This window comes from Bacillus sp. SG-1, from assembly GCF_000181495.1.
Lineage (GTDB): Bacteria > Bacillota > Bacilli > Bacillales > Bacillaceae_B > Rossellomorea.
The window spans coordinates 18,515-39,066 of the sequence record NZ_ABCF01000006.1 but is presented as its reverse complement, the minus strand read 5'-3'; the positions used below and the strand labels follow the sequence as shown (position 1 = coordinate 39,066).

14 protein-coding genes and 1 other annotated feature are annotated in these 20,552 nt (G+C 43.0%); of the genes, 6 read left to right on the top strand and 8 right to left on the bottom strand.

Annotated features, from left to right (window positions below; all coding sequences use genetic code 11):
- Positions 1-150 precede the first annotated feature (150 nt).
- From BSG1_RS06330 to BSG1_RS06320, 3 genes are all read right to left on the bottom strand, one after another.
- Positions 151-1,686, bottom strand: a complete 1,536-nt coding sequence (locus BSG1_RS06330) for an FAD-dependent oxidoreductase (protein ID WP_006836124.1) — start codon at positions 1,684-1,686, stop codon at positions 151-153.
- Positions 1,687-2,094: 408 nt separating this feature from the next.
- Positions 2,095-3,282, bottom strand: coding sequence for a methionine gamma-lyase (gene megL, locus BSG1_RS06325; RefSeq protein ID WP_006836123.1), 1,188 nt, complete (start codon positions 3,280-3,282; stop codon positions 2,095-2,097).
- 256 nt (positions 3,283-3,538) lie between these two features.
- Positions 3,539-5,419: a sensor domain-containing diguanylate cyclase gene (locus tag BSG1_RS06320; protein WP_006836122.1), complete on the bottom strand. Its 1,881-nt coding sequence runs from the start codon at positions 5,417-5,419 to the stop codon at positions 3,539-3,541.
- Positions 5,420-5,898: 479 nt separating this feature from the next.
- Here BSG1_RS06320 and rpsD point away from each other — a divergent pair, with 479 nt between their 5' ends.
- Positions 5,899-6,501, top strand: a complete 603-nt coding sequence (rpsD, locus tag BSG1_RS06315) for a 30S ribosomal protein S4 (protein WP_006836121.1) — start codon at positions 5,899-5,901, stop codon at positions 6,499-6,501.
- 297 nt (positions 6,502-6,798) lie between these two features.
- On the opposite strand, the gene tyrS is transcribed toward rpsD, so the two are convergent.
- Positions 6,799-8,061, bottom strand: coding sequence for a tyrosine--tRNA ligase (tyrS, locus tag BSG1_RS06310; protein WP_006836120.1), 1,263 nt, complete (start codon positions 8,059-8,061; stop codon positions 6,799-6,801).
- A 63-nt stretch (positions 8,062-8,124) separates the two neighbouring features.
- Positions 8,125-8,341: a binding site (T-box leader), on the bottom strand.
- A 990-nt stretch (positions 8,342-9,331) separates the two neighbouring features.
- On the opposite strand from tyrS, the gene BSG1_RS06305 reads away from it, so the two are divergent.
- Positions 9,332-12,337, top strand: coding sequence for a transglycosylase domain-containing protein (locus BSG1_RS06305; RefSeq protein WP_156791421.1), 3,006 nt, complete (start codon positions 9,332-9,334; stop codon positions 12,335-12,337).
- A gap of 250 nt (positions 12,338-12,587) precedes the next feature.
- Here the strand turns inward: BSG1_RS06305 and acsA are convergent, their stop codons facing one another.
- Positions 12,588-14,306, bottom strand: a complete 1,719-nt coding sequence (gene acsA, locus BSG1_RS06300; protein ID WP_006836117.1) for an acetate--CoA ligase — start codon at positions 14,304-14,306, stop codon at positions 12,588-12,590.
- Between the two features lie 237 nt (positions 14,307-14,543).
- Here acsA and BSG1_RS06295 point away from each other — a divergent pair, with 237 nt between their 5' ends.
- From BSG1_RS06295 to BSG1_RS06285, 3 genes are read left to right on the top strand one after another with little or no spacing between them, the layout of a single operon-like run.
- Positions 14,544-15,176 (top strand): GNAT family N-acetyltransferase, encoded by a 633-nt coding sequence (locus BSG1_RS06295; protein ID WP_006836116.1) that lies wholly within the window; start codon positions 14,544-14,546, stop codon positions 15,174-15,176.
- Positions 15,177-15,201: 25 nt separating this feature from the next.
- The gene (locus BSG1_RS06290; protein WP_006836115.1) at positions 15,202-15,849 is read left to right on the top strand and encodes an acetoin utilization AcuB family protein; all 648 of its coding nucleotides are present in this window, start codon (positions 15,202-15,204) and stop codon (positions 15,847-15,849) included.
- Complete coding sequence (locus BSG1_RS06285) at positions 15,846-17,021, top strand: acetoin utilization protein AcuC (RefSeq protein ID WP_006836114.1); 1,176 nt, start codon at positions 15,846-15,848, stop codon at positions 17,019-17,021. The genes BSG1_RS06290 and BSG1_RS06285 overlap by 4 nt, the downstream gene beginning before the upstream one ends.
- Positions 17,022-17,143: 122 nt before the next feature.
- On the opposite strand, the gene BSG1_RS06280 is transcribed toward BSG1_RS06285, so the two are convergent.
- A complete protein-coding gene (locus tag BSG1_RS06280) occupies positions 17,144-17,704 on the bottom strand; it encodes a cysteine dioxygenase (protein WP_006836113.1) in 561 nt (186 codons plus the stop codon).
- Between the two features lie 189 nt (positions 17,705-17,893).
- On the opposite strand from BSG1_RS06280, the gene BSG1_RS06275 reads away from it, so the two are divergent.
- Entirely contained in the window at positions 17,894-18,673 is a 780-nt protein-coding gene (locus BSG1_RS06275) for a nitroreductase family protein (RefSeq protein WP_006836111.1), read from the top strand.
- 217 nt (positions 18,674-18,890) lie between these two features.
- Here the strand turns inward: BSG1_RS06275 and BSG1_RS06270 are convergent, their stop codons facing one another.
- Entirely contained in the window at positions 18,891-19,805 is a 915-nt protein-coding gene (locus tag BSG1_RS06270; protein ID WP_006836109.1) for a S66 peptidase family protein, read from the bottom strand.
- Between the two features lie 172 nt (positions 19,806-19,977).
- Positions 19,978-20,232, bottom strand: coding sequence for a hypothetical protein (locus BSG1_RS06265; protein WP_006836108.1), 255 nt, complete (start codon positions 20,230-20,232; stop codon positions 19,978-19,980).
- Between the last annotated feature and the right edge of the window lie 320 nt (positions 20,233-20,552).

Here is a 20,552-nt window from a genome sequence, read left to right as displayed (position 1 = left end):
TTTTATTATGACTCTTTTCCTTAAACCTTGTTGCTATTTATTATGAATTCCAAAGGAAATATCATGGTAAGCAAGAGAGAAAAAAACTTGTAGCCAGGGGGGGATCCAGCACTAGGGATTTTCCCGATATCTATACAAAAACAGCATTTATTATTCATATATTTTTTTCAGAGGCTTGACGGCAGGACCTTCAATGACATCCCCGCATACAGAGAAGCGGCTGCCATGACATGGGCAGTCCCATGATTTTTCTGCATTGTTCCAGCCGAGCTCACATCCCATATGGGTGCAGGTTGTATCGACCACTGTAACTTCTCCATTCTCATTGCGATAGGCCCCTGCTCTTTTGCCGTCAACAGTTACTACCGAACCTTCTCCTTTTTCCAGCTCTTCAAGTTTCTTGTCAGGCTTGCCCAGTTTGCCTTTGACAAATTGCATGGCGACATCTGCATTTTCTTTAACAAAGTTTTTTACAGCTGGGTTTGCATTAAATCGGGAAGGAGTAAATAATTCCTCAAAAAGATTATCTCTCTCTTGAACCAAATCAGCTATTAACAACGCTGCCGCCGTTCCATTGGTCATACCCCATTTGGCGTAACCTGTCGCAACTAGAATATTTGGTTGATGTTCTGTCACAGGACCGATATAAGGAACTTTATCCAAGGTGGTCAAGTCTTGTGCAGACCAGCGATAGGGATAGTCTTTAATAGAGAAATGCTTTTCAGCGAAGTGCTGGAGGTTATGATAATGGTCCGTCGTATCCCCTCCTTCACCTGTTTTGTGACTGTCTCCTCCAAAGAGGATCATCTTCCCGCCGTTTGAATCGGTACTGTACCTGATCGATCTTTTAGGTTGATCGGCACTTAAGTACATACCGTCCGGGATTTCATCATCTGTCTTGGCAGCAAGGGTATATGACCTCTCAATATCGAGTCTTGAAAAATAAAACCCTCTGAAGTCATTGATCGGAAAATGAGTAGAGACAATCACCTTTTGAGATGTAATTTTACCGCCATCTTCCGTTACCACCTCTACCGGATTTTCTCCATTAATCCTTGTCACTCTGGTGTGTTCAAAAATGGTTCCTCCATTTGATGTGATTTCTTCCAACAGCGGCATCAAGAAATTCACAGGGTGAAACTGTGCCTGATTCGGCATCTTAAGAGCCGATGTCACCTGAAAAGGCAGATCAGTCTCTTCGGTAAGTTCCCCCGGGATATTCAATTGCTGATAGGCTTCCGCTTCCATTCGGATTTCTTCTGAACCCTTTTCGGTCTCAGAGTAAACATATGAAGGCAATTTTGTGAATTCACAAGATATATTTAGTTCTTCGATCAATTTTTCTATAAAATTTAGCGCCTCTACGTTCGCCTGATAATATAAGGACGCTTTCTCTTCTCCATGATGCTTTAGCAGCTCGTCATATATTAATCCATGCTGTGCAGAAATTTTGGCAGTTGTATATCCAGTGGTCCCATTCATCACTCTGTCACCTTCCACAAGGACTACCTTTTTGCCCTCACGTGAAAGTAAATAGGCGGCAATGATGCCTGTAATTCCTGCTCCGACAATGGTCACATCTGCATGGTATGTTTGACTTCCCAGTTTTTCAAAACCAAGTCCCTTTTCCTCCGCGGCTTTGCGCCAGTAAGAGTAAGACTCTTTTGGTATCATTTGCTCGTTCATCTATGCGTAACCTCCCACAAATTCTGATACAGGTTACATACCCGGAATTTATCAGAAAATGCCTGTGGGTATGCTTAGGAACTCAATAAGCCAACCCAACGGCGGAAAGGTTTGTATTTGTTTCACTATTTGTACCCTTCGGTTTTACCTTAACCTGGTTCTAACCTCTTTTTTGGCCCTATGAATCTTTCATGAGATACCCTAATCTGTTTTCAAGTTCACTTTTGGTCTTATGAATCTTTCATGAGACACCCTAACCAGTTTTCAACCTCACTTTTGGTCTTATGACCCCTTCATGGGACACCCTGCAACAGTGGCGAGCCCAGGTACAACATCTCTTGGTAACGGAACCCGACGTCCTGTCACCATCCACAAAAAAACAGAACCACAACGGCTCTGTCTTTACTTTTATTTCACTTTACTGAAGGCTTGCAGTAGATCCTCCTGGATATCTTCCCACGCTTCCAGTCCTATCGATAGTCTTAACAGGGTATCGGTTATGCCCATTTTTTCTCTGGACTCTTCCGGAACAACTGCATGTGTCATCGTGGCCGGGTGCTGAATTAATGTTTCAGCATCGCCAAGGCTTACAGCAATCTTAATCAGCTTTAGTTCATTCATGAATTGCTGGGCTGTCTCTTTGGTCCCTTTTATTGTGAAGGCTATCAATCCACCAGGTTTACTCATTTGTTTTTTCATTGTTTCATAGTTAGGGTTGTCGGCATCTCCAGGGAAATACAGCTTTTCCACCTGCGGCTGTTCTTTTAAGAAATCCGCTATTTTCCCAGCGTTTTCGCAATGGCGGTCCATTCTCACCGGCAGCGTCTTTAATCCCCTGAGCAACAGCCAGGCATCAAATGGAGAAATCACTCCACCGATGTCTTTCTGGGTAGTCATTCTAATATGATCCATCAAATCTTTTTTACCTACCACAATCCCAGCGATAACATCCCCGTGACCACAAATATATTTAGTTGCACTGTGAATGATAATATCGCAGCCGAAATCAAGGGGCTTTTGCAGGTATGGTGATGAAAAAGTATTATCCACTATCACTGGGATACCTTTTTCTTTAGCAATACTTGCGACCAGCTCAAGATCAATCAACTTCATCGTCGGGTTGATCGGTGTTTCCACATAGATGCAGACCGTTTCAGGTTTAATGCTTCTTCTTATTTCATCCGCACTGTCCATAGCCGAAAAATCATGGGTAATTCCATATTTTTCTTCCATTAAGTTCAACAATCCGAAGGTGCATCCATACACTCCTTGAGAACAGAGAATGTGATCGTTGGCTTTTGTCATGGACAATAAGACAGCAGAAACCGCAGCCATCCCGGAACCAAATGCAAGTGCAGCTTCTCCATTTTCAAGTGCTGCCATCCGGTCTTCCAGCATGGTAACGGTTGGATTTCCAAGGCGGGAATAAATATAGCCGCCTTCTTCGCCGGCAAATCTTCTTTCACCCTGCTGGGCATCCTTAAATGTAAAGGTAGAGGTTTGATAGAGAGGGGGTGCTAAACTATCATTATATTCAGTTGAATTATATCCTTCATGAATTACTTTCGTTTCGAACCTTTCGAAATCTTTCTTCATTTTCTTTCTCCTCCTGTTAGCTAATCCGAACTCATAGCAGGTTATCTTATCTCTCCCATTAGTACAGGGTCTCTCCGCCACATTATTATTCAGCATGTCGGCCGGCCTATTTATCTCATAAGAATTCATTAATAGCATATGACATTTCACCGAAAAAAGAAAGCGTTTACATTAAACTCACTTTGTGCTTTGCCAAAATAGGATAAACATAAAAAAGACCTTAAAACATATGCGTTTCAAGGTCTTTTAGTGATGATTAAATGTTCGCGACTTGATTTTTCCCATTATTCTTTGCGTAGTACATAGAGGTATCCGCCCTTTTAACCAAATCTTTAACATGATCATTCGGACCACTCCAATATGAGACACCACAGGATACCGTTACGGAAGGGGTTGTCATTTCAGGTATTTTTTCAACTATCCGTTCACCCAACTCAAGACCGGACTTCAAATCCTTGTGAGGGAGGTAAATCGCAAGTTCCTCCCCTCCCCATCTGGCAGCATAACCTATGTCTTCCGATTCATTCATGAGGGTCCTTGCTACCTGTATAAGAACTTCATCTCCCGTTTGATGCCCGTATGTATCGTTGATTACCTTGAAGTCATCGATATCCAGCAAAAGAAGCGTTCCCTGCTCATCATCTTTCATGGCTCGGACCATTTCTTCATCAAGGAAATTCCTTGCGTAAAGCTGGGTTAAATGATCGGTCTCCACAAGCTCCTCTAATTTTTCACGCAGCATGGAATTGGTCAAAGCCAATGTGGAATGGTGAATGAATGACTGCAGCAGTTTATACATGTCAAAAGAAAAAGAATATGGATTTTTATGAAGGACAATACAGAAGCCGATAATGGCATCATTTTGGACCATCGGGACCGCCATCAGAGAAAGATAGGATAATTCTTTGCCGAACTTTCCACTAATATCTCCTATAAAAATGGCATCTTTTTCTTTGATAATGTTTCGTTTCACAAAATTTATGTAGGAAGCCCCTTCAAAACTTTGAAAAAAGGATGAACTTTCCGGGAGAACCTTACATTCTTCATTTTCATCCATGAAAATGAAACCGATTGAAGTAGCCTGGAAAGAACGCTTTATTTGTTTTTTCAAAAATGTAAGGGTTTCGGTCATCCTTAAATTTGAATTAAGTCTGTGCGAGGTCTCATTGATCAGTTGAAGGTCGGAAATCAGCCTTCTGGACTGCTGATAAAGTTTCGCATTTTCAAGGGCGCTGCCAGCTGTATAAGCCAGAAGGCTGATGAATTCCCTGTGATTTTCATGAAATCTGAATTGGCTGGATGTGATGACCTCCAGCACTCCATATACTCCCTGTTTCCCTTTTAACGGCGCATACAGGGTCAGCTTTTGCTCGGAAGCCTGAAATTCCGTTTCAATGGTTCCATTCACAAATGCCTGCATGGCAGCTGTGTTTGCACTGTCATAATCGAAATCCCTGATAGGAAGGTCGCCATGATTTTTATCATTATCATTAGAAAGGAGCAAAAGAAAACCATAGTCAGGAAAAACCCTTTTTAACGTGCTGATGATCTGTCCCAACAAGATATTGACATCCATCGAGGAGTGGAAGGCTTCATTTACCTTGAACAATTCACGATAACGATGCTCCTCTTCGACAACCTGGTTGAAGTACTGTATTTTTCTTAAGTACATAGAACTGTATTCAGCGAAGCTCATGAGAGTGTGACGGGACCATTCCAACTGGGGTGCGGAGATCAGAAGTGCGCCATATGGGAAGCCTTTTTGATCCATTAACCGGAAGGCAAGGTTGAGATTGACAAACACGGTTCCGGTGATGGTTCTAACGGCGATACCATCATCACCCTCAAAGATATCATCCAATGTTTCTGGAAAAACAGTTATAGGATGCATGTTCAAAGACAGGCTTTCAGTAAGCTGATAACTGCTTTCCGAACGCTGGTAGAATAGTACTGTCTCTGCCTGCAGTAAGTCTTGTACAACTTCTAACCATGCGGAAAGACATTCAGTGCAGTGACTCGCGTCTTCACTGAATTTCTCATTCATCAAGTCGAATAACCGAGCTTTATAGTCATTCAGGAATATTTTTTCTTCTCTCTCCAACCCGATCACCTGCGTATCCATACGATCATTCGTCATAGCATGTCCCTCTTATCTTTGCTTTCCTGATTAATCTCTTGAACCGAATATCTATATGTAAGTACCCGAGTTTCATCATTATCCGTGCCTCCAACTAAATTGGCTTCACGGATAATGATGAAAATACAAATTTGACAATTTTTCTATTAAGTCTAATTATATCATAAAGATTGGAGTGAATCCCAAGTAATATTCTAAATTCACTACTTTTAATCAGTACTTTATAATCACTAGTATTTTCATGATATTTCAATTAGCCCTTGACTTAGTCCAATGAAAAACATATAATATTCTTTGTGTAAAATAAAGCAGCCTATGTGAAGTCCTTTATGCTGTATTTTGTTCCTCGGTTTAGGAGGTGTATCTTGTAACTCTCTGCTGCTGGAGCGAAGGTACATGAAAACATAATACCCATAATTGTTAATTCACACACGGTTTTTATTTTACAACAAAATAAAAACACGAAGGAGGAGTCTTCAATGGCTCGATATACTGGCCCTAGCTGGAAATTATCTCGTCGTCTTGGAATCTCTCTAAGCGGTACGGGTAAAGAATTAGAAAAGCGTCCTTACGCTCCTGGACAACATGGTCCTAACCAACGCAAAAAAATCTCTGAATATGGTTTACAATTACAAGAGAAGCAAAAGCTTCGTCATATGTATGGAGTGACTGAGCGTCAATTCCGTAACCTATTCGACAGAGCAGGCAAAATGCAAGGTAAACACGGTGAAAACTTCATGGCACTTCTTGAATCTCGCCTTGATAACGTTGTTTATCGTCTTGGTTTGGCTCGTACTCGCCGTCAAGCACGCCAACTTGTTAACCACGGTCACGTAACTGTTGATGGATCTCGCGTAGATATCCCATCTTACCGTCTGCAAGCTGGTCAAACGATCGGTGTTCGCGAAAAATCCCGCAACCTTAACATCGTTAAAGAAGCTCTTGAAGTGAACAGCTTTGTTCCTGACTTCTTGACTTTCGATGCTGACAAGCTTGAAGGATCTTTCACTCGCTTACCAGAGCGTTCTGAACTTCCAGCTGAAATTAACGAAGCACTTATCGTTGAGTTCTACTCTCGTTAATCTTCCTAAAAAAACCTTTCCCATTCGGGAAAGGTTTTTTTTCTCTTTGACAATTTGCTGTATGTGCAGTAAAACTCAAAAAAGCCGATTAGAGAATGTCTCTCTCTTCTTCTGAACACTTATTTTTCTTCCAGGGTGAAGCCAAGGATCCCAGAGCCGAGATAGGCAATCCAGCGCTTACACTCTCTGTGCTGCTTGCAGGGTATTTAGTTAGTAAAAAAGTGCCCATCAGCAGGTACAGGCTCATTAATAGAAAAAAGGTGCTCACTATCGAGCACCTTTTTCTATTCTTACTTATTAAGAGTATTGAATCATAAAGTACTTTTTCTTCCCTCTTCGGATAATCGTGAACTGTCCATCGATCCGGTCCGCTTCAGACATAACATGCTGAAGGTCTGTTGTGCGGTCGCCATTGATGTAAATAGCACCGTTGCCGATATCTTCTCTCGCCTGTCTTTTAGAAGGAGAGATTTTTGTATTTACAAGAAGATCCACCAGATTGATTTCTTCCTCTGTAGACTGTGTAAATGATGGGACATCCTTGAAGCCCTGCTTGATCTCTGCAGAAGACAATTCCTTGATGTTACCGCTGAAAAGAGCTTCCGTGATTTTGATTGCCTGGGCAAGAGCCTCTTCTCCATGAATCAGCTTCGTCATTTCCTCTGCCAACGCTTTCTGTGCTTTGCGCAGGTGCGGTTCCGTTTCCACTGTTTCCGCTAATGCTTCAATTTCTTCGTGTGATAGGAACGTAAAGTATTTTAGATATTTGACAACATCAGCATCCGCTGTGTTGATCCAGAACTGATAGAACTCGTAAGGAGATGTTTTTTCAGGATCAAGCCAGATAGCGCCGCTTTCTGTTTTTCCGAACTTCGAACCGTCTGCTTTTGTAACGAGTGGAATTGTGAATCCAAATGCTTTTGATTCCTCTTCCCTCGTACGCCTGATTAGTTCAAGCCCTGTGGTAATGTTACCCCATTGATCGCTTCCCCCGATTTGAAGCTTACAGTTGTAATTTTCATACAAATGATTAAAGTCCATCGCCTGTAAAATTGTGTAAGTGAATTCCGTATAAGAAATTCCTGTTTCCAGACGGGATGCAATAGTATCCTTTGCAAGCATGTAATTGACACCGATATGCTTACCGAAGTCACGAAGGAATGTCACCATATCCATCGGACCGATCCAGTCAAAATTATTAACCATTACCGCGCCGGTTTCACCTTCAAAATCAAAGATGCTTTTCAGCTGGCTTTTGATACACTCTACATTATGTTGAATAGACTCTACGGTCTGAAGCTTTCTTTCCTCACTCTTACCACTTGGATCCCCGATCAGTCCAGTTGCTCCTCCGACAAGTACCAGCGGGCGATGGCCTTGATTTTGAAAGCGTCTTAATGTCAGGAATGGCAGCAAATGCCCGATATGCATGCTGTCTGCAGTAGGATCAATTCCACAATAAATCGAAATCTTCTCTTTATCTAAAAGGTTTTTTAACCCTTCTTCATCAGTCTGCTGATACGTAATGCCACGCCACTCTAAATCCTTTAATAAGTCCATTTTATCTTCCTCCTGATTTTTTGATAGTGGACAAATTTCTCCACAAAAAAACGCCCCTGCCAATGCAGGGACGTCTAACACGCGGTACCACCCAACTTAAGGACACAAGTATCCTTCACTTGATAAAATAACGGTTTTCCCGTTTGCTGCTACTGAACCGAGTCGTTCACAGCAAAAGCTCAAGGAGGTAATTCATCACGTTATGTATGTCAGTTTCCACCAGCCACTGACTCTCTGCAATAGGGATAACGGGACTACTTGTTCCTGTCAAAGCCATTTCGTTATAAAAATTTCTCAGATACCTTTTTTTATCATAGTTCAAACCCTTTTGTCAATTTGAGGCGGGATAATCCTCTAAGATTTGCTTTAAAGGACTAATGGTTTTCGGATTTCCGCTTCAGGCGTGCGACTCCGCGGGGCGGACGGTGAATTAAAAAGCGGAAGCGGCCGTTCAGCGACGTACAGATTTTAGGGCTCACGCATGAGATAAAGGAATCACGAAGAGCGTTAGCGATTCGATGATGATTTATCTATATAAAGTGGAAAGGCCCCGTTCAGCGGCGTACAGACTGGACTGTCTCCGCATGAGATAAAGGAAACACAACGAACGCAGTGAGTTGATGTTGACTTATCGCAAGGAGGGGGCAGGGAAGTCTGCTAGCCGTTGGGGCCTTGCAGCTGGATTCGCAAGGAGAAAGACCGAAATCTGCTAGTCGCTGGCCGCTAAAGCTGGATTGGCCTCCTCGGCTTTGCCTGTGGGGTTACGTTCCAGTGGGTACGTAACCCCGGGCGCTGGAACTAGACGTCCCGCTAGTCCCGCAGGAGGTCGCCCACCTTCCGCTCCAATCGACATTGATAAACCTCTGAAGCTATATTCGCTTGTCTTGTAGACTTAAATAAAAGCACTTTCCCCGTAGTCTTATAGAAAATCTCTAGCAACTGTTTAAAAGTTACTAATTCCGCTTTTAAGTTTAAAGTCTTATAGAAACCCTTTAAAGGACTTTAATTCTACTTTTTCATTTTTAAAGTACTATAGAGACTCTTAAAAGGACCTTGATTCCTCTTTATAGATTTTATAGGCCTCTAAATCCCTTCAGTGCAACTCTGGTTGTCTGCCATAATCACTCTTAATCTTAAGGTAAAAAATACCTCGCCCTTTTATCCAGCGGTTCTTCAAGCCTCTCAGGCTCTCCCTTGGTAAATTCCTTATTGTGGTCTTTACACGGTCGAAATATGCTATAATATAGATGATTTTAGGATGAGTGTATATATGAGGGAAAAATTTCAATCTTTACTGCAGCGATCTCAGCCTGTCATCAAGTTTTTTGCTAACAATAGATTTTTAAAACGTGCCAGAATCACCTATGGGGTTCTATGGAATTTATTATTGATTTTTATTGTGGTGGCTGTTCTGGGCACAGCATTCGCTGGCGGTGTCGGGGCCGGGTATTTTGCCTCCTTGGTAAAAGAAGAACCAATTCGGCCATACGACAATATGAAACAGGATATCTACAACTACGAAGAAACTTCACAGCTCTATTTTGCCAATGATGTCTATCTCGGAAAAATGAGAACAGATTTAGAGCGGGAAGAAGTTAGCATTGAGGAAGTATCAGAGAACTTGGTCAACGCGGTCATTGCAACCGAGGATGAATATTTTAAGGAACACAACGGGGTTGTTCCGAAAGCGATCCTGCGTGCAATCGTGCAGGAATTCACCAACTCGGCCACTCAATCCGGGGGAAGCACGCTTACTCAGCAGCTAATCAAGAACCAGATTCTCACAAACGAAGTATCCTTTGACCGGAAAGCCAAGGAAATCCTCTTGGCCTTGCGATTGGAGCGCTTCTTTGAAAAAGAGGAAATTCTTGAAGCATACCTGAATGTAGCAACACTTGGACGTAACTCTTCAGGAAGAAATATTGCCGGGGTCAAGTCTGCAGCGAAAGGAATTTTCGGGGTTGAACCGAAAGATCTCACTCTGCCTCAGGCAGCGTTTATCGCCGGACTTCCGCAAGCACCGTTTGCCTATACTCCTTTTACAAATGGAGGAGAAGTGAAAGAAAATCTTGAGCCAGGACTTACGAGAATGCAGACTGTGCTATACCGCATGTTTGAAGAAGGCTATATTACGGAAGAGGAATATCAAACTGCGTCCAGTTATGATATATCAAAAGATTTCATTGATCCAAAGCCTTCAGTCAATGATAATTACCCTTGGCTGACAGCGGAAATCGAAAGCCGCGCAATGGAAGTCATCTCGAAGATCCTCGCTGAAAAAGATGGATATTCGGAAGATGACCTTGAAAATAATGATGAACTTTATGAAAAATATATAACACTCGCTGATCGTGAAATGAGACAGCGAGGATATCACATTCATTCTACGATCAATAAAGAAATTTACGACAGTATGCAAAAGACAAAAGATGCATATGAAATGTACGGACAAGAACTTACAAGAACGAAAATCGACCCTGAAACAGGAGAAGAAATAGAAGTTCCTAATCCTGTCCAGGTCGGCGCCATCATGATTGAAAACAAATCAGGAAAAATCATCAGCTTTGTCGGTGGCCGGGATTTCAAACTGGAACAGCTTAACCACGCGACTCAATCCATCCGTCAGAACGGATCGACAATGAAGCCGCTTCTTGTATATGCTCCTGCATTGGAATTCGGAGAAATCGGACCAGGTTCTCCATTGCCAGATGTTGAAATGTCTATCATGGCCGGTAATGGAGTAATGTGGACACCGCAGAACTATTCGTTTGACTACAACGGCCTGATTCCTGCCAGATATGCGCTGGCAGAGTCCTTGAATATCCCTGCAGCTCGTTTGTATACAAGGATTTTCAATAAGCAGCCGATCCAGTTCATCGAAAAAATGGGCTTCTCTACGTTGACAAGCCGGGAAAAAGAGAACCTCTCCCTTTCCCTTGGTGGTATGGAACGCGGAGTTACCCTTGAAGAGAATACAAACGCTTATACAACTTTCGCTAACGGCGGAAAGTTCGTCGATGCGTACATGATTGATAAAATTGTGGACAAGAACGGAAACACTATTTATCAGCATGAGGTTGAATCTGTGGATGTATTCAGTCCGCAAACAGCTTATCTGACAATTGATATGATGAGAGATACTCTGGACCACTATGCCGGAACAGGGCGCTATGCTAAGAAATTCCTTAATTTCTCATCCGACTGGGCTGGTAAATCAGGGACAACCCAGGATTATAAAGATCACTGGTTTATCGCTTCAAACCCAAGTATTACATTCGGTACGTGGCTTGGTTATGACGATCCTCAATCCATGTACAGGGCCATTCCAACCTACGGGCACTATGGTTTGAGAAACATTCGCCTATGGTCTTACTTGCTGAATGATGCTCGTGATCTTGCACCGGATTTGATTGATCCTGAAGCGTCGTTCACAGCTCCAAAGGGTGTTGTTACACGATCATTCTGCGGCATATCCGGTCTTCTTCCATCTGAGGCCTGCAGTCAGGCTGGTCTGGTGAAGAGTGACTTGTTCAATGCACAATATGTGCCAAGCAAAACGGACGACAGCCTGCTGAAAAGCCGTTATGTAATGATTAACGGCAAGAAGTTTCTTGCTCTCGACTCTACTCCTGAAGAGTTCTCTCAGCCGGGAGTCATTCTGAATCCTGATTTCGTCGAAAACATTTTGAATGGAATCAATGCAGATCCTCGCCAGCTGATCCCAGCTGACGAAGAACGATACAAAAATATTCTGGTTGCTGAAAACAAGATAGAAGATGACGGCGCGGCACCAGGCACTGTTAAGGCCACAGCTTCTGGTAACAAAGTGACTTGGACCGCATCGGCCAGCAGCGATGTCGTAGGTTACAGAGTCTTCACAGTAAGCGGACAAAAAGTAGCCAGCATCAAATCTGATGAAAATCTCGTTTCCACTCTCGGTGACGGTGAGTATTATGTCGTGGCGGTGGATGTAGCCGGAAAACAATCTGGTAAATCCAATACTGTACGAATCGGTAAAGAAAAAGAAGAACCGAAACCTCCTAAAAAAGAGGACAAACCAAACCCTGAGAAGCCTGAAGAACCTAAACCGGATCCTGGTGATTCGGACGATGATTCAGGGCAGGGAGACGGCGGCTCGGATTCCGGAAATGATGGAGGAAATGATAGCGGGGGCAGCGATGACTCCGGATCAGATTCTGGATCAAACTCAGGACCAAGCTCCGGCTCTGGGAACAACTCAGGCTCTGGAGGAAACAACAGCAACAACCAAGGATAACCAACAACAACCAAGGATAACCAACAACAACCAAGGATAACCAACAACAAAAGAGGTGAATCCGCTCAGGCGGATCCACCTCTTTTTGTTTCATCGAACACTTTAGCACGTTAAACCACGAAAAGGGACAGTCCCTCTTTACGCTTTAAAGTGTTAAAGAATCTTTGTATCCGTTGAGATTCACATTTAGAATACCACCACAAATCAAATCAAAAAAACCGCCCAGATCACTGAGCGGTTTTCCTGTTAATCAATCTTCCATTGTCGATAAGTCCCCTGTCGGAAGGTCTAGTTCCCATGCTTTCAACACACGTCTCATGATTTTACCGCTGCGTGTTTTCGGCAGCTTCTCTTTGAATTCGATTTCTCTCGGAGCCGCATGAGCAGCCAATCCTTTTTTCACAAACTGGCGGATTTCCTCTTTCAGCTCATCCGTTACTTCGTATCCTTCACGCAATGCAACGAAAGCCTTGATGATTTCCCCGCGAACCGGATCCGGCTTACCGATTACCCCAGCTTCTGCCACTGCCGGATGTTCAACCAGTTTACTTTCAACTTCGAACGGCCCTACTCTTTCGCCTGAAGTCATGATGACATCATCGATTCGTCCTTGGAACCAGAAATATCCGTCTTCATCCATGTAAGCAGAATCCCCGGATACATACCAGTCACCCGGCATGAAATAGGAATCGTATTTTTGTTCATTTTTCCAGATGGCATTCATCATGGACGGCCAGCCTCGCTTAATCGCAAGATTCCCCATTCGATATGGAGGAAGCTCGTTCCCCTGGTCATCGACGATAGCAGCCTTGATTCCCGGAATTGGTTTCCCCATAGAACCGGGCTTGATCTCCATACTAGGGTAGTTACAAATCACTTGTCCTCCTGTTTCCGTCATCCACCATGTATCATGGATGCGAAGGTTAAATACCTTCATTCCCCAGCGGATGACTTCGGGGTTCAAAGGCTCCCCTACACTCAGGATGTGTCTCAAGCTGCTTAGATCAAATTTCTTTACAACCTCATCGCCTGCTCCCATCAGCATCCTGAAGGCAGTAGGTGCACTATACCAAACGGTTACTCCGTATTTCTGGATTGTGTTATACCACTTTTCAGGCTTGAAACGTCCACCCGCAATGATATTGGATGCCCCTGTAAGCCATGGTCCGAAGATTCCGTATGAAGTTCCCGTTACCCAGCCAGGATCAGCAGTGCACCAATATACATCCTCTTCCTTCAGGTCTAAGACCCACTTGGCAGTCTGGTAGTGCTGCAGCATGGCGTTATGGACATGAAGAACTCCCTTCGGCTTCCCGGTAGAACCGGAAGTATAATGAAGGATCATTCCGTCTTTCAAGTCAACCCATTCAATATCCAGTTTATCGCTGGCTTCTTCAAATCGTGTGAGGAAATCAACATACTTGCCTTTCTCCTCTACATCATTCCCGACGAGGATTACGTGCTCGAGGGCAGGCAGTTCATCAACAGGAACCCTTTCAAGCAATTCCGGCGTCGTAACAAGAACTTTGGCTTCACTGTCTTCCAGACGGTCCCTGACAGCACCTTCCATGAAGGCTTCAAACAACGGTCCGACAATGGCGCCCAACTTCAGTGCCCCAAGGACAGTAAAGTATAACTCCGGAGACCTTGGCATAAAGATGAACACTCTATCACCTTTTTCCACATCACCATGCGTCTTCAGGACATTCCCTGCTTTGTTCGTCAGGTTCTTCATTTCCCTGAATGTATACTTTTCATCTCTGTTGTCGTCCGTGTAGTAAAGTGCCACTTTGTTTTTCCTGAACGACTCTGCATGCCGATCGATCGCTTCATATGCAATATTCACACGGCCTGTTTCGTTCCAGGAAAAATTCTTTTTGGTCTCATTCCAATCGAAATCCTTGTACGTGTCTTCATAACTAGAAAGATTGTAGTTTCCTTGAGTTACTGGCAGCGCTTCCAACTTCATTCGAACGATTCCTCCTTATGTAAGAAATTACTATATTATTATATTACAAAAATCTATTTTTCTCAATTTTAAAAATTGTTCGATTTTTAATTTTTGTTATAATATTGGTATGTGACGTTTTTCCCCCATATTTAAAATTATATAAAAAAGCTTTAACAGAGGGCTTTTACGTCCTACTATGACTGCTGAATTTATGTCATAATGACTAAAGTATTATTATTTTGAGGCGGTGACAAAATGAACCACCAAAAAACCTATAACGCCATGGAATTAAAAACTCCGAAAGGAAATCTTATCATTGAAGGACCTGTGCCAGTAAGTGAAATGATAGATTTAGAGTTTCATGAAGACCTGACAGCCTTCCGTATACCGGAAAAACAGCATAAGGCACTTGTCGAAATTGCCGGCCTGCCGGAAGGAAGAATCATCATTGCCCGGGAAGATAATATGATAGTGGGCTATGTTACATATCTGTATCCCGACCCTCTTGAACGATGGTCACAAGGGAAAATGGAAGAACTGATTGAGCTAGGGGCAATTGAGGTCATTCCGAAATATAGAGGAGCTTCGGTCGGAAAAAATCTGCTGAAGGTTTCCATGATGGATGATGCAATGGAAGACTATATCATCATCACAACTGAATATTATTGGCATTGGGATTTAAAGGGTACCGGCCTTAATGTTTGGGAGTATCGAAAAATCATGGAAAAAATGATGAATGCAGGCGGGCTGGAATATTATGCGACGGATGATCCTGAAATCAGCTCACACCCGGCCAACTGCCTGATGGCCAGAATCGGGAAAAGAATCAACAGTGATTCTGTCCAGCAATTTGACAGATTGAGATTCATGAACCGCTATATGTATTAATGACTCTCTCAAAGGGGATGGGAACATGATAGTAGAAGAAATCATGAAAACAGAAGTAGAGACACTAAGAGCAGACGATACGATAGAACAGGCAATCAAAACATTAAGGGACAAGAAAATCAGGCACATTCCCATTGTCGATGACCACATGGCCGTGATCGGCATCGTCAGTGATAGGGATGTCAAAGACGGTACTCCATCTATTTTTCAAAAAGATAAGGCCGCGGAAGAACTACAAAACCCTTTGAAGCTGATCATGAAGACAAATGTCATCACAGGCCACCCACTCGATTTTGTCGAAGAAGCGGCTGCCCTGTTTTACGAACATCATATTGGGTGCCTGCCGATCGTCAAGGAAAATAAACTTGTTGGAATCATTACAGAGACGGATCTTCTTTATACCTTGATCCAATTGACAGGGGCACATCAGCCTGGTTCGCAAATTGAAGTGAAGGTGGAAAACCGCTCGGGTGTATTATATGAAGTGGCCGGCATCATTCGCAAACACAACGCCAACATACATAGTGTGCTGGTGTACCCTGACCGTAATGATGAAAAGTATAAAATCCTCGTCTTCAGAGTAAGAACTATCAATCCGATGGCCGTCATTGAAGATTTAAAGAAAGAAGGGTATGAGGTTCCCTGGCCAAACATGCCCGGTATGTCATCATGACAAAGGAAGCTGTATTTGTCTATTCTGACAAGCTGTTAGACTATCGTTTTTCCGACAACCATCCATTCAATCAATTCAGGCTCAAGCTGACCATTGATTTGCTTGAAGAAGCCGGCGCATTGAATAAAGATGATATTGTAGAACCCAGACTGGCCACTGATGAGGAGCTTCATTTGATTCATGATCCTGCTTTCGTAAGCGCTGTCAAGTCTGCGGGCAGCGGCACCCTCCCACAGGACAAGGCCGAAAGTTATGGGATCGGCACAGAGGATACCCCTATTTTCAAAGGAATGCATGAAGCCAGTGCCCTCATGGTAGGTGGAACGCTGACAGCTGTGGATTGTGTAATGGGAGGAGCCTCAAAGCACGCTGCCCATTTTGGAGGCGGTCTGCATCACGGATTTAAAGGGAAAGCCTCTGGATTCTGCATTTATAATGACAGCTCGGTTGCCATTAAGTATATGCAGGAGAAGTATGGTGCCAGGGTATTGTATGTAGATACGGATGCCCATCACGGGGACGGTGTCCAATGGTCTTTCTATGATGATCCGGATGTCTGTACCCTTTCCATTCATGAAACCGGCCGCTACCTGTTTCCTGGGACAGGCAACATTAATGAGCGGGGCCATGGTAAAGGCTATGGTTATTCCTTCAATATTCCGTTGGATGCCTTCACAGAAGATGAATCGTGGCTGCACGCTTACGAAACTTCAATCAGAGAAGTCATCGAGTTTTTCAAACCTGATGTGATCCTTTCCCAAAACGGGACGGATGCGCACTATTATGATCCGCTCACTCACCTGTCATCTACCATGAAAATTTATCAGGAGATTCCAAGGATCACCCATGAACTTGCCCATCAGTATTGTGATGGAAGGTGGATTGCTGTCGGTGGGGGCGGTTATGATATCTGGCGTGTAGTGCCCCGTGCATGGAGCCTTCTGTGGATGGAAATGTCTGGCCTGCATAAGAAGCTCCCTCCTTTTCCGAAACCCTGGACTGAACGGTGGGAGAAAAAAGCTCCCGTTGCTCTTCCTGTAAGTTGGGATGATCCTTCTGGAATCTATCCGGAAATTCCGCGAAAACGGGAAATCACAGAGAAAAACTCCCAGACTGTCGAAAAAGCCCTTTATCAACTAAGACAGCAGCAGGGGGATAATAAAGCTCAGTAGTACCCTAACAGACAGTGCACTGTCCCCTCGGATCCTTTCGAGGTCCTTGAAGCAGTAACCACTGCATAATTTCCAGAGCATGAAGACGACTCATCGATTTAGAGGGGTCGTCTTCATTGTATTCACTTAATCCTTTTTTCTAACTGAATTTCCTTCACTTTCTGCCTCTGCTCCTCCGGCCACCAGGCCCCGCAGTCATCGGATACGATACAAGCCGCACACTTCTCCAGGTCATATACCTTCATCCCGCTGATGGGAGGCGAATAAAGATGAAGAGTGACCAAGTCCTTTCCTCCGCCCGCACTCATTTTATGGACCCCTCTTTTAGGTGCATAGAAACATTTGCCTTGTTGATGCTGCTCTTCAAACAATTCTGATGGCCAGCCCTTTTCATCAATTTCAAACACGGCATTAACGGAAGTTCCGGCCAGTACTTGTATCCACCCCTGTGACTCCCCGTGATCATGAGGGGCACATTCAAGCTGTGACCAGTTCATGACCAGTAATTCGACTTCTTCGGTTTGATATAGAAGCTTCCTGTAATAGGGCTTCCCACCTGCGCTCTCCAGGGAACCTTCTACTTCTTGCTTCGTAATCTCCAAGTTTAATAGGACATCTTTAAGATCAGACTTCGAAGGTTTATCTAGTGAATCTAATAGCTCCCTCGTCTTGCGTTTCAGCATAAGATTTCCCCCAGTCAAATTTTTATCAGCTGACAGTTAACTCCTTTATAGTTATGATGCACTGAATGACCCTTATGAAAGAAAGTTCCATTGCAAAGGAAATGAAGAAAAAAGAGGGAGGCACACATCGTTAGTCGAATAAGAATAAAGAACCTACATAGTCCAGCAGATAGCAGAAGGAGTGTTACTATGGAATTAAATGACGTTATTCACGGACACAGATCCATAAGAGAATATGAGGACAGGGAAGTAAGCCAAGAACTGCTCGATCAAATATTAAATGCAGGAATTCGAGCTTCTTCAAGCGGCAATATGCAATCTTATTCGATCATTGTCACAAGAGACAAAGAAATTAAGGGAAAATTATATGACGCACATATGGAACAGTCAATGGTGGTGGATGCACCGGTTCTCTTAACATTTTGTGCCGACTTCAATCGAATGAGAAAATGGCTTGACCTCAAGGAAGCACCTGTCCATTTCGATAACTTTATGAGTTTTATGATAGGTGCCATCGATGCGACTTTGGCATCCCAAAACTGTGCCTTAGCAGCAGAAAATGCCGGCCTTGGCATATGTTATATGGGCTCAACTCTTGCCAATTGCGATAGAATTGGCGAACTGTTGAACTTACCGCCAAATGTCGTCCCGGTTGTCGGTTATTCTTTGGGATATCCTGCTGAGAACCCTGCACCGCGTGACCGGCTGCCCAAACAAGGACTTGTACACTACGAGCAGTATCATGACTACTCGGATGAAGATATACTGGACATATACAGGGATAGAGATAAAAATGGCTGGAACCGATACATGGAAAACCCTAAACTAAAGGAAATGACAGAACAGTTAGGGTTAAAGAATCTTGCTCAAATCTATACCATTGCCAAGTATACTAAGGAGTCTCATCATGAATTCTCACAGACCGTTTTGAATTATTTAGATAAACAGAATTTTATGAATAATGGTTGAAGGGGATAGAAAGGATGGTCAGTGGCTGGTGCTGCTGATCTTTTTTTATATTTGGAAGAATTTCATTGTTTCTATAGCTGTTGAACTCACTATAAAAAATTTGATGACGAATATGTTATAAGGTAAATGCTGCCTTATCAATAGCCAAGGGCTATATGCTAATTTAACTATAGCCCATACCTTAAAAAATACCGACGTTCAAAACTGAACCTAATACTCACTTAAGGCTCACACCTGAATCAATCATCAATCGAGCCGGCGACGTTGTGAGTTTGGCGTTTACGCCCAGCGGCACTCCATAATTAGGTTGGCAATGACCGATGTGAAAATTCTCAACAACAGGGAACGACGCACCAGCGAAGAAAACCCTAAACATTTTTTTTATTCTTTCATATTCATCTGGTTCCGCTTGAAAATTACCAATGACGACACCTTGAAGAGCATCGAAGACCCCTGCTTGTTGGAGGTGAGTTAACATCAAGTTAATTTTAAACGCAGGTTCTTCAACTTCCTCGATTAGTAGGATCGCCTCGTCCGTTTTCACTTGATAAGGCGTGCCCAATCCATTGGTGAGCAAAGTTAGATTCCCTCCCACCAAACGTCCTTCTCCTGTGCCGGAAACCAGAGTCTCGAGGGGCGAAACACTAGAATCATAAGTCAAAGATTCTCCAGTGAATAAAGATTTAAATGAGGATTCTGTCTCTGTTGTTCTATCTTCGTCATTCAAATCGGATGCCACCATCGGTCCATGGAAAGTAACCAAGCTGCTAAAATTATGAATTGCATTTAGCAGGTACGTAATATCGCTGTAACCCCAGAATATCTTAGGGTTTCCCTGAATCATTACGTAATCGATCAATGGTGCGATTCTAGCTGTCCCGAACCCTCCATTAGCACAAAAAATCCCGTCGATAGAAGGATCGAAAAAGGCCTCATGCAAATCAGCAACCCGCTTTTGATCCAAAGCAACAAGATTCTCCTCCAAATCGAACACGTGATTTCCAAGGACGACATCAAGCCCCATTCCTTCAAGTACACGTTTTCCCTGCATCAGCTGCTCTTTGTCTGGTGGTCCTGCCGGTGCAATAATGGCTACCCGATCACCCTTTTGTAAGGCACGTGGTTTAATCATTAACTTAACGTCCTTTCTTGAATTCTGATATTTTTGTATCGTTAACGGTTCTGCCCTCTCATTTTCTGATAAGGAAAAGTTTAATAGGTATTCAAGGATGTCCTATGTTAAGTAAAAGTAATTGTTCAATAACCTTCTCTCTTTATCCATACTGTTTTTCAGTAAAAGCACTCTAATTGAATAAGTTATATAAAGCCATCGGTACGCCAATCACAATCCACAAGGTTAGCACTAACCATAATAAAACATTTAATGGTTTATCTAGACCCATCACTTCCTGCCATTTTGCTTTATAGGAACTATCATTCATTTGGTATCGTTTCAACTGAAAATATTGATACATATTAACCAATACAGAGATAATAAGACCGATTATTAACAAAGCATCTATTGATTCAAAAAGTTGCAAGCAAGCTCCAATATCCAATATGTCTCCCCCCTATTAATATATTGAACTTACAAAAATAACAAAAACTCCACAAACTTCCTCAACAATCCTGTGAGTTAAAGAAAAAGCTGATGATTGACCTGGTCAATAACCCTATTACTTCTCCTTTCTACCCATCTCCCCGAATGTACTTAATATCAGATGAGTACTAATTAACGACAATAAGTACGCAATGACAGGTTCAGATGTACTCCAAATTGAAACTAACGAAATAAACAATAATATTGAAACACCCAAAAGAACTACTAAATATAGAATGATACTTATGATTGCACTAATAATAAACAACTCCTTATTAA

Excerpts from the sequence above, each read along its gene's own strand:
- BSG1_RS06330 (WP_006836124.1), bottom strand. The coding sequence starts at position 1,686 with ATGAACGAGCAAATGATACCAAAAGAGTCTTACTCTTACTGGCGCAAA.
- megL (WP_006836123.1), bottom strand. The coding sequence starts at position 3,282 with ATGAAGAAAGATTTCGAAAGGTTCGAAACGAAAGTAATTCATGAAGGA.
- BSG1_RS06320 (WP_006836122.1), bottom strand. The coding sequence starts at position 5,419 with ATGACGAATGATCGTATGGATACGCAGGTGATCGGGTTGGAGAGAGAA.
- rpsD (WP_006836121.1), top strand. The coding sequence starts at position 5,899 with ATGGCTCGATATACTGGCCCTAGCTGGAAATTATCTCGTCGTCTTGGA.
- tyrS (WP_006836120.1), bottom strand. The coding sequence starts at position 8,061 with ATGGACTTATTAAAGGATTTAGAGTGGCGTGGCATTACGTATCAGCAG.
- BSG1_RS06305 (WP_156791421.1), top strand. The coding sequence starts at position 9,332 with ATGAGGGAAAAATTTCAATCTTTACTGCAGCGATCTCAGCCTGTCATC.
- acsA (WP_006836117.1), bottom strand. The coding sequence starts at position 14,306 with ATGAAGTTGGAAGCGCTGCCAGTAACTCAAGGAAACTACAATCTTTCT.
- BSG1_RS06295 (WP_006836116.1), top strand. The coding sequence starts at position 14,544 with ATGAACCACCAAAAAACCTATAACGCCATGGAATTAAAAACTCCGAAA.
- BSG1_RS06290 (WP_006836115.1), top strand. The coding sequence starts at position 15,202 with ATGATAGTAGAAGAAATCATGAAAACAGAAGTAGAGACACTAAGAGCA.
- BSG1_RS06285 (WP_006836114.1), top strand. The coding sequence starts at position 15,846 with ATGACAAAGGAAGCTGTATTTGTCTATTCTGACAAGCTGTTAGACTAT.
- BSG1_RS06280 (WP_006836113.1), bottom strand. The coding sequence starts at position 17,704 with ATGCTGAAACGCAAGACGAGGGAGCTATTAGATTCACTAGATAAACCT.
- BSG1_RS06275 (WP_006836111.1), top strand. The coding sequence starts at position 17,894 with ATGGAATTAAATGACGTTATTCACGGACACAGATCCATAAGAGAATAT.
- BSG1_RS06270 (WP_006836109.1), bottom strand. The coding sequence starts at position 19,805 with ATGATTAAACCACGTGCCTTACAAAAGGGTGATCGGGTAGCCATTATT.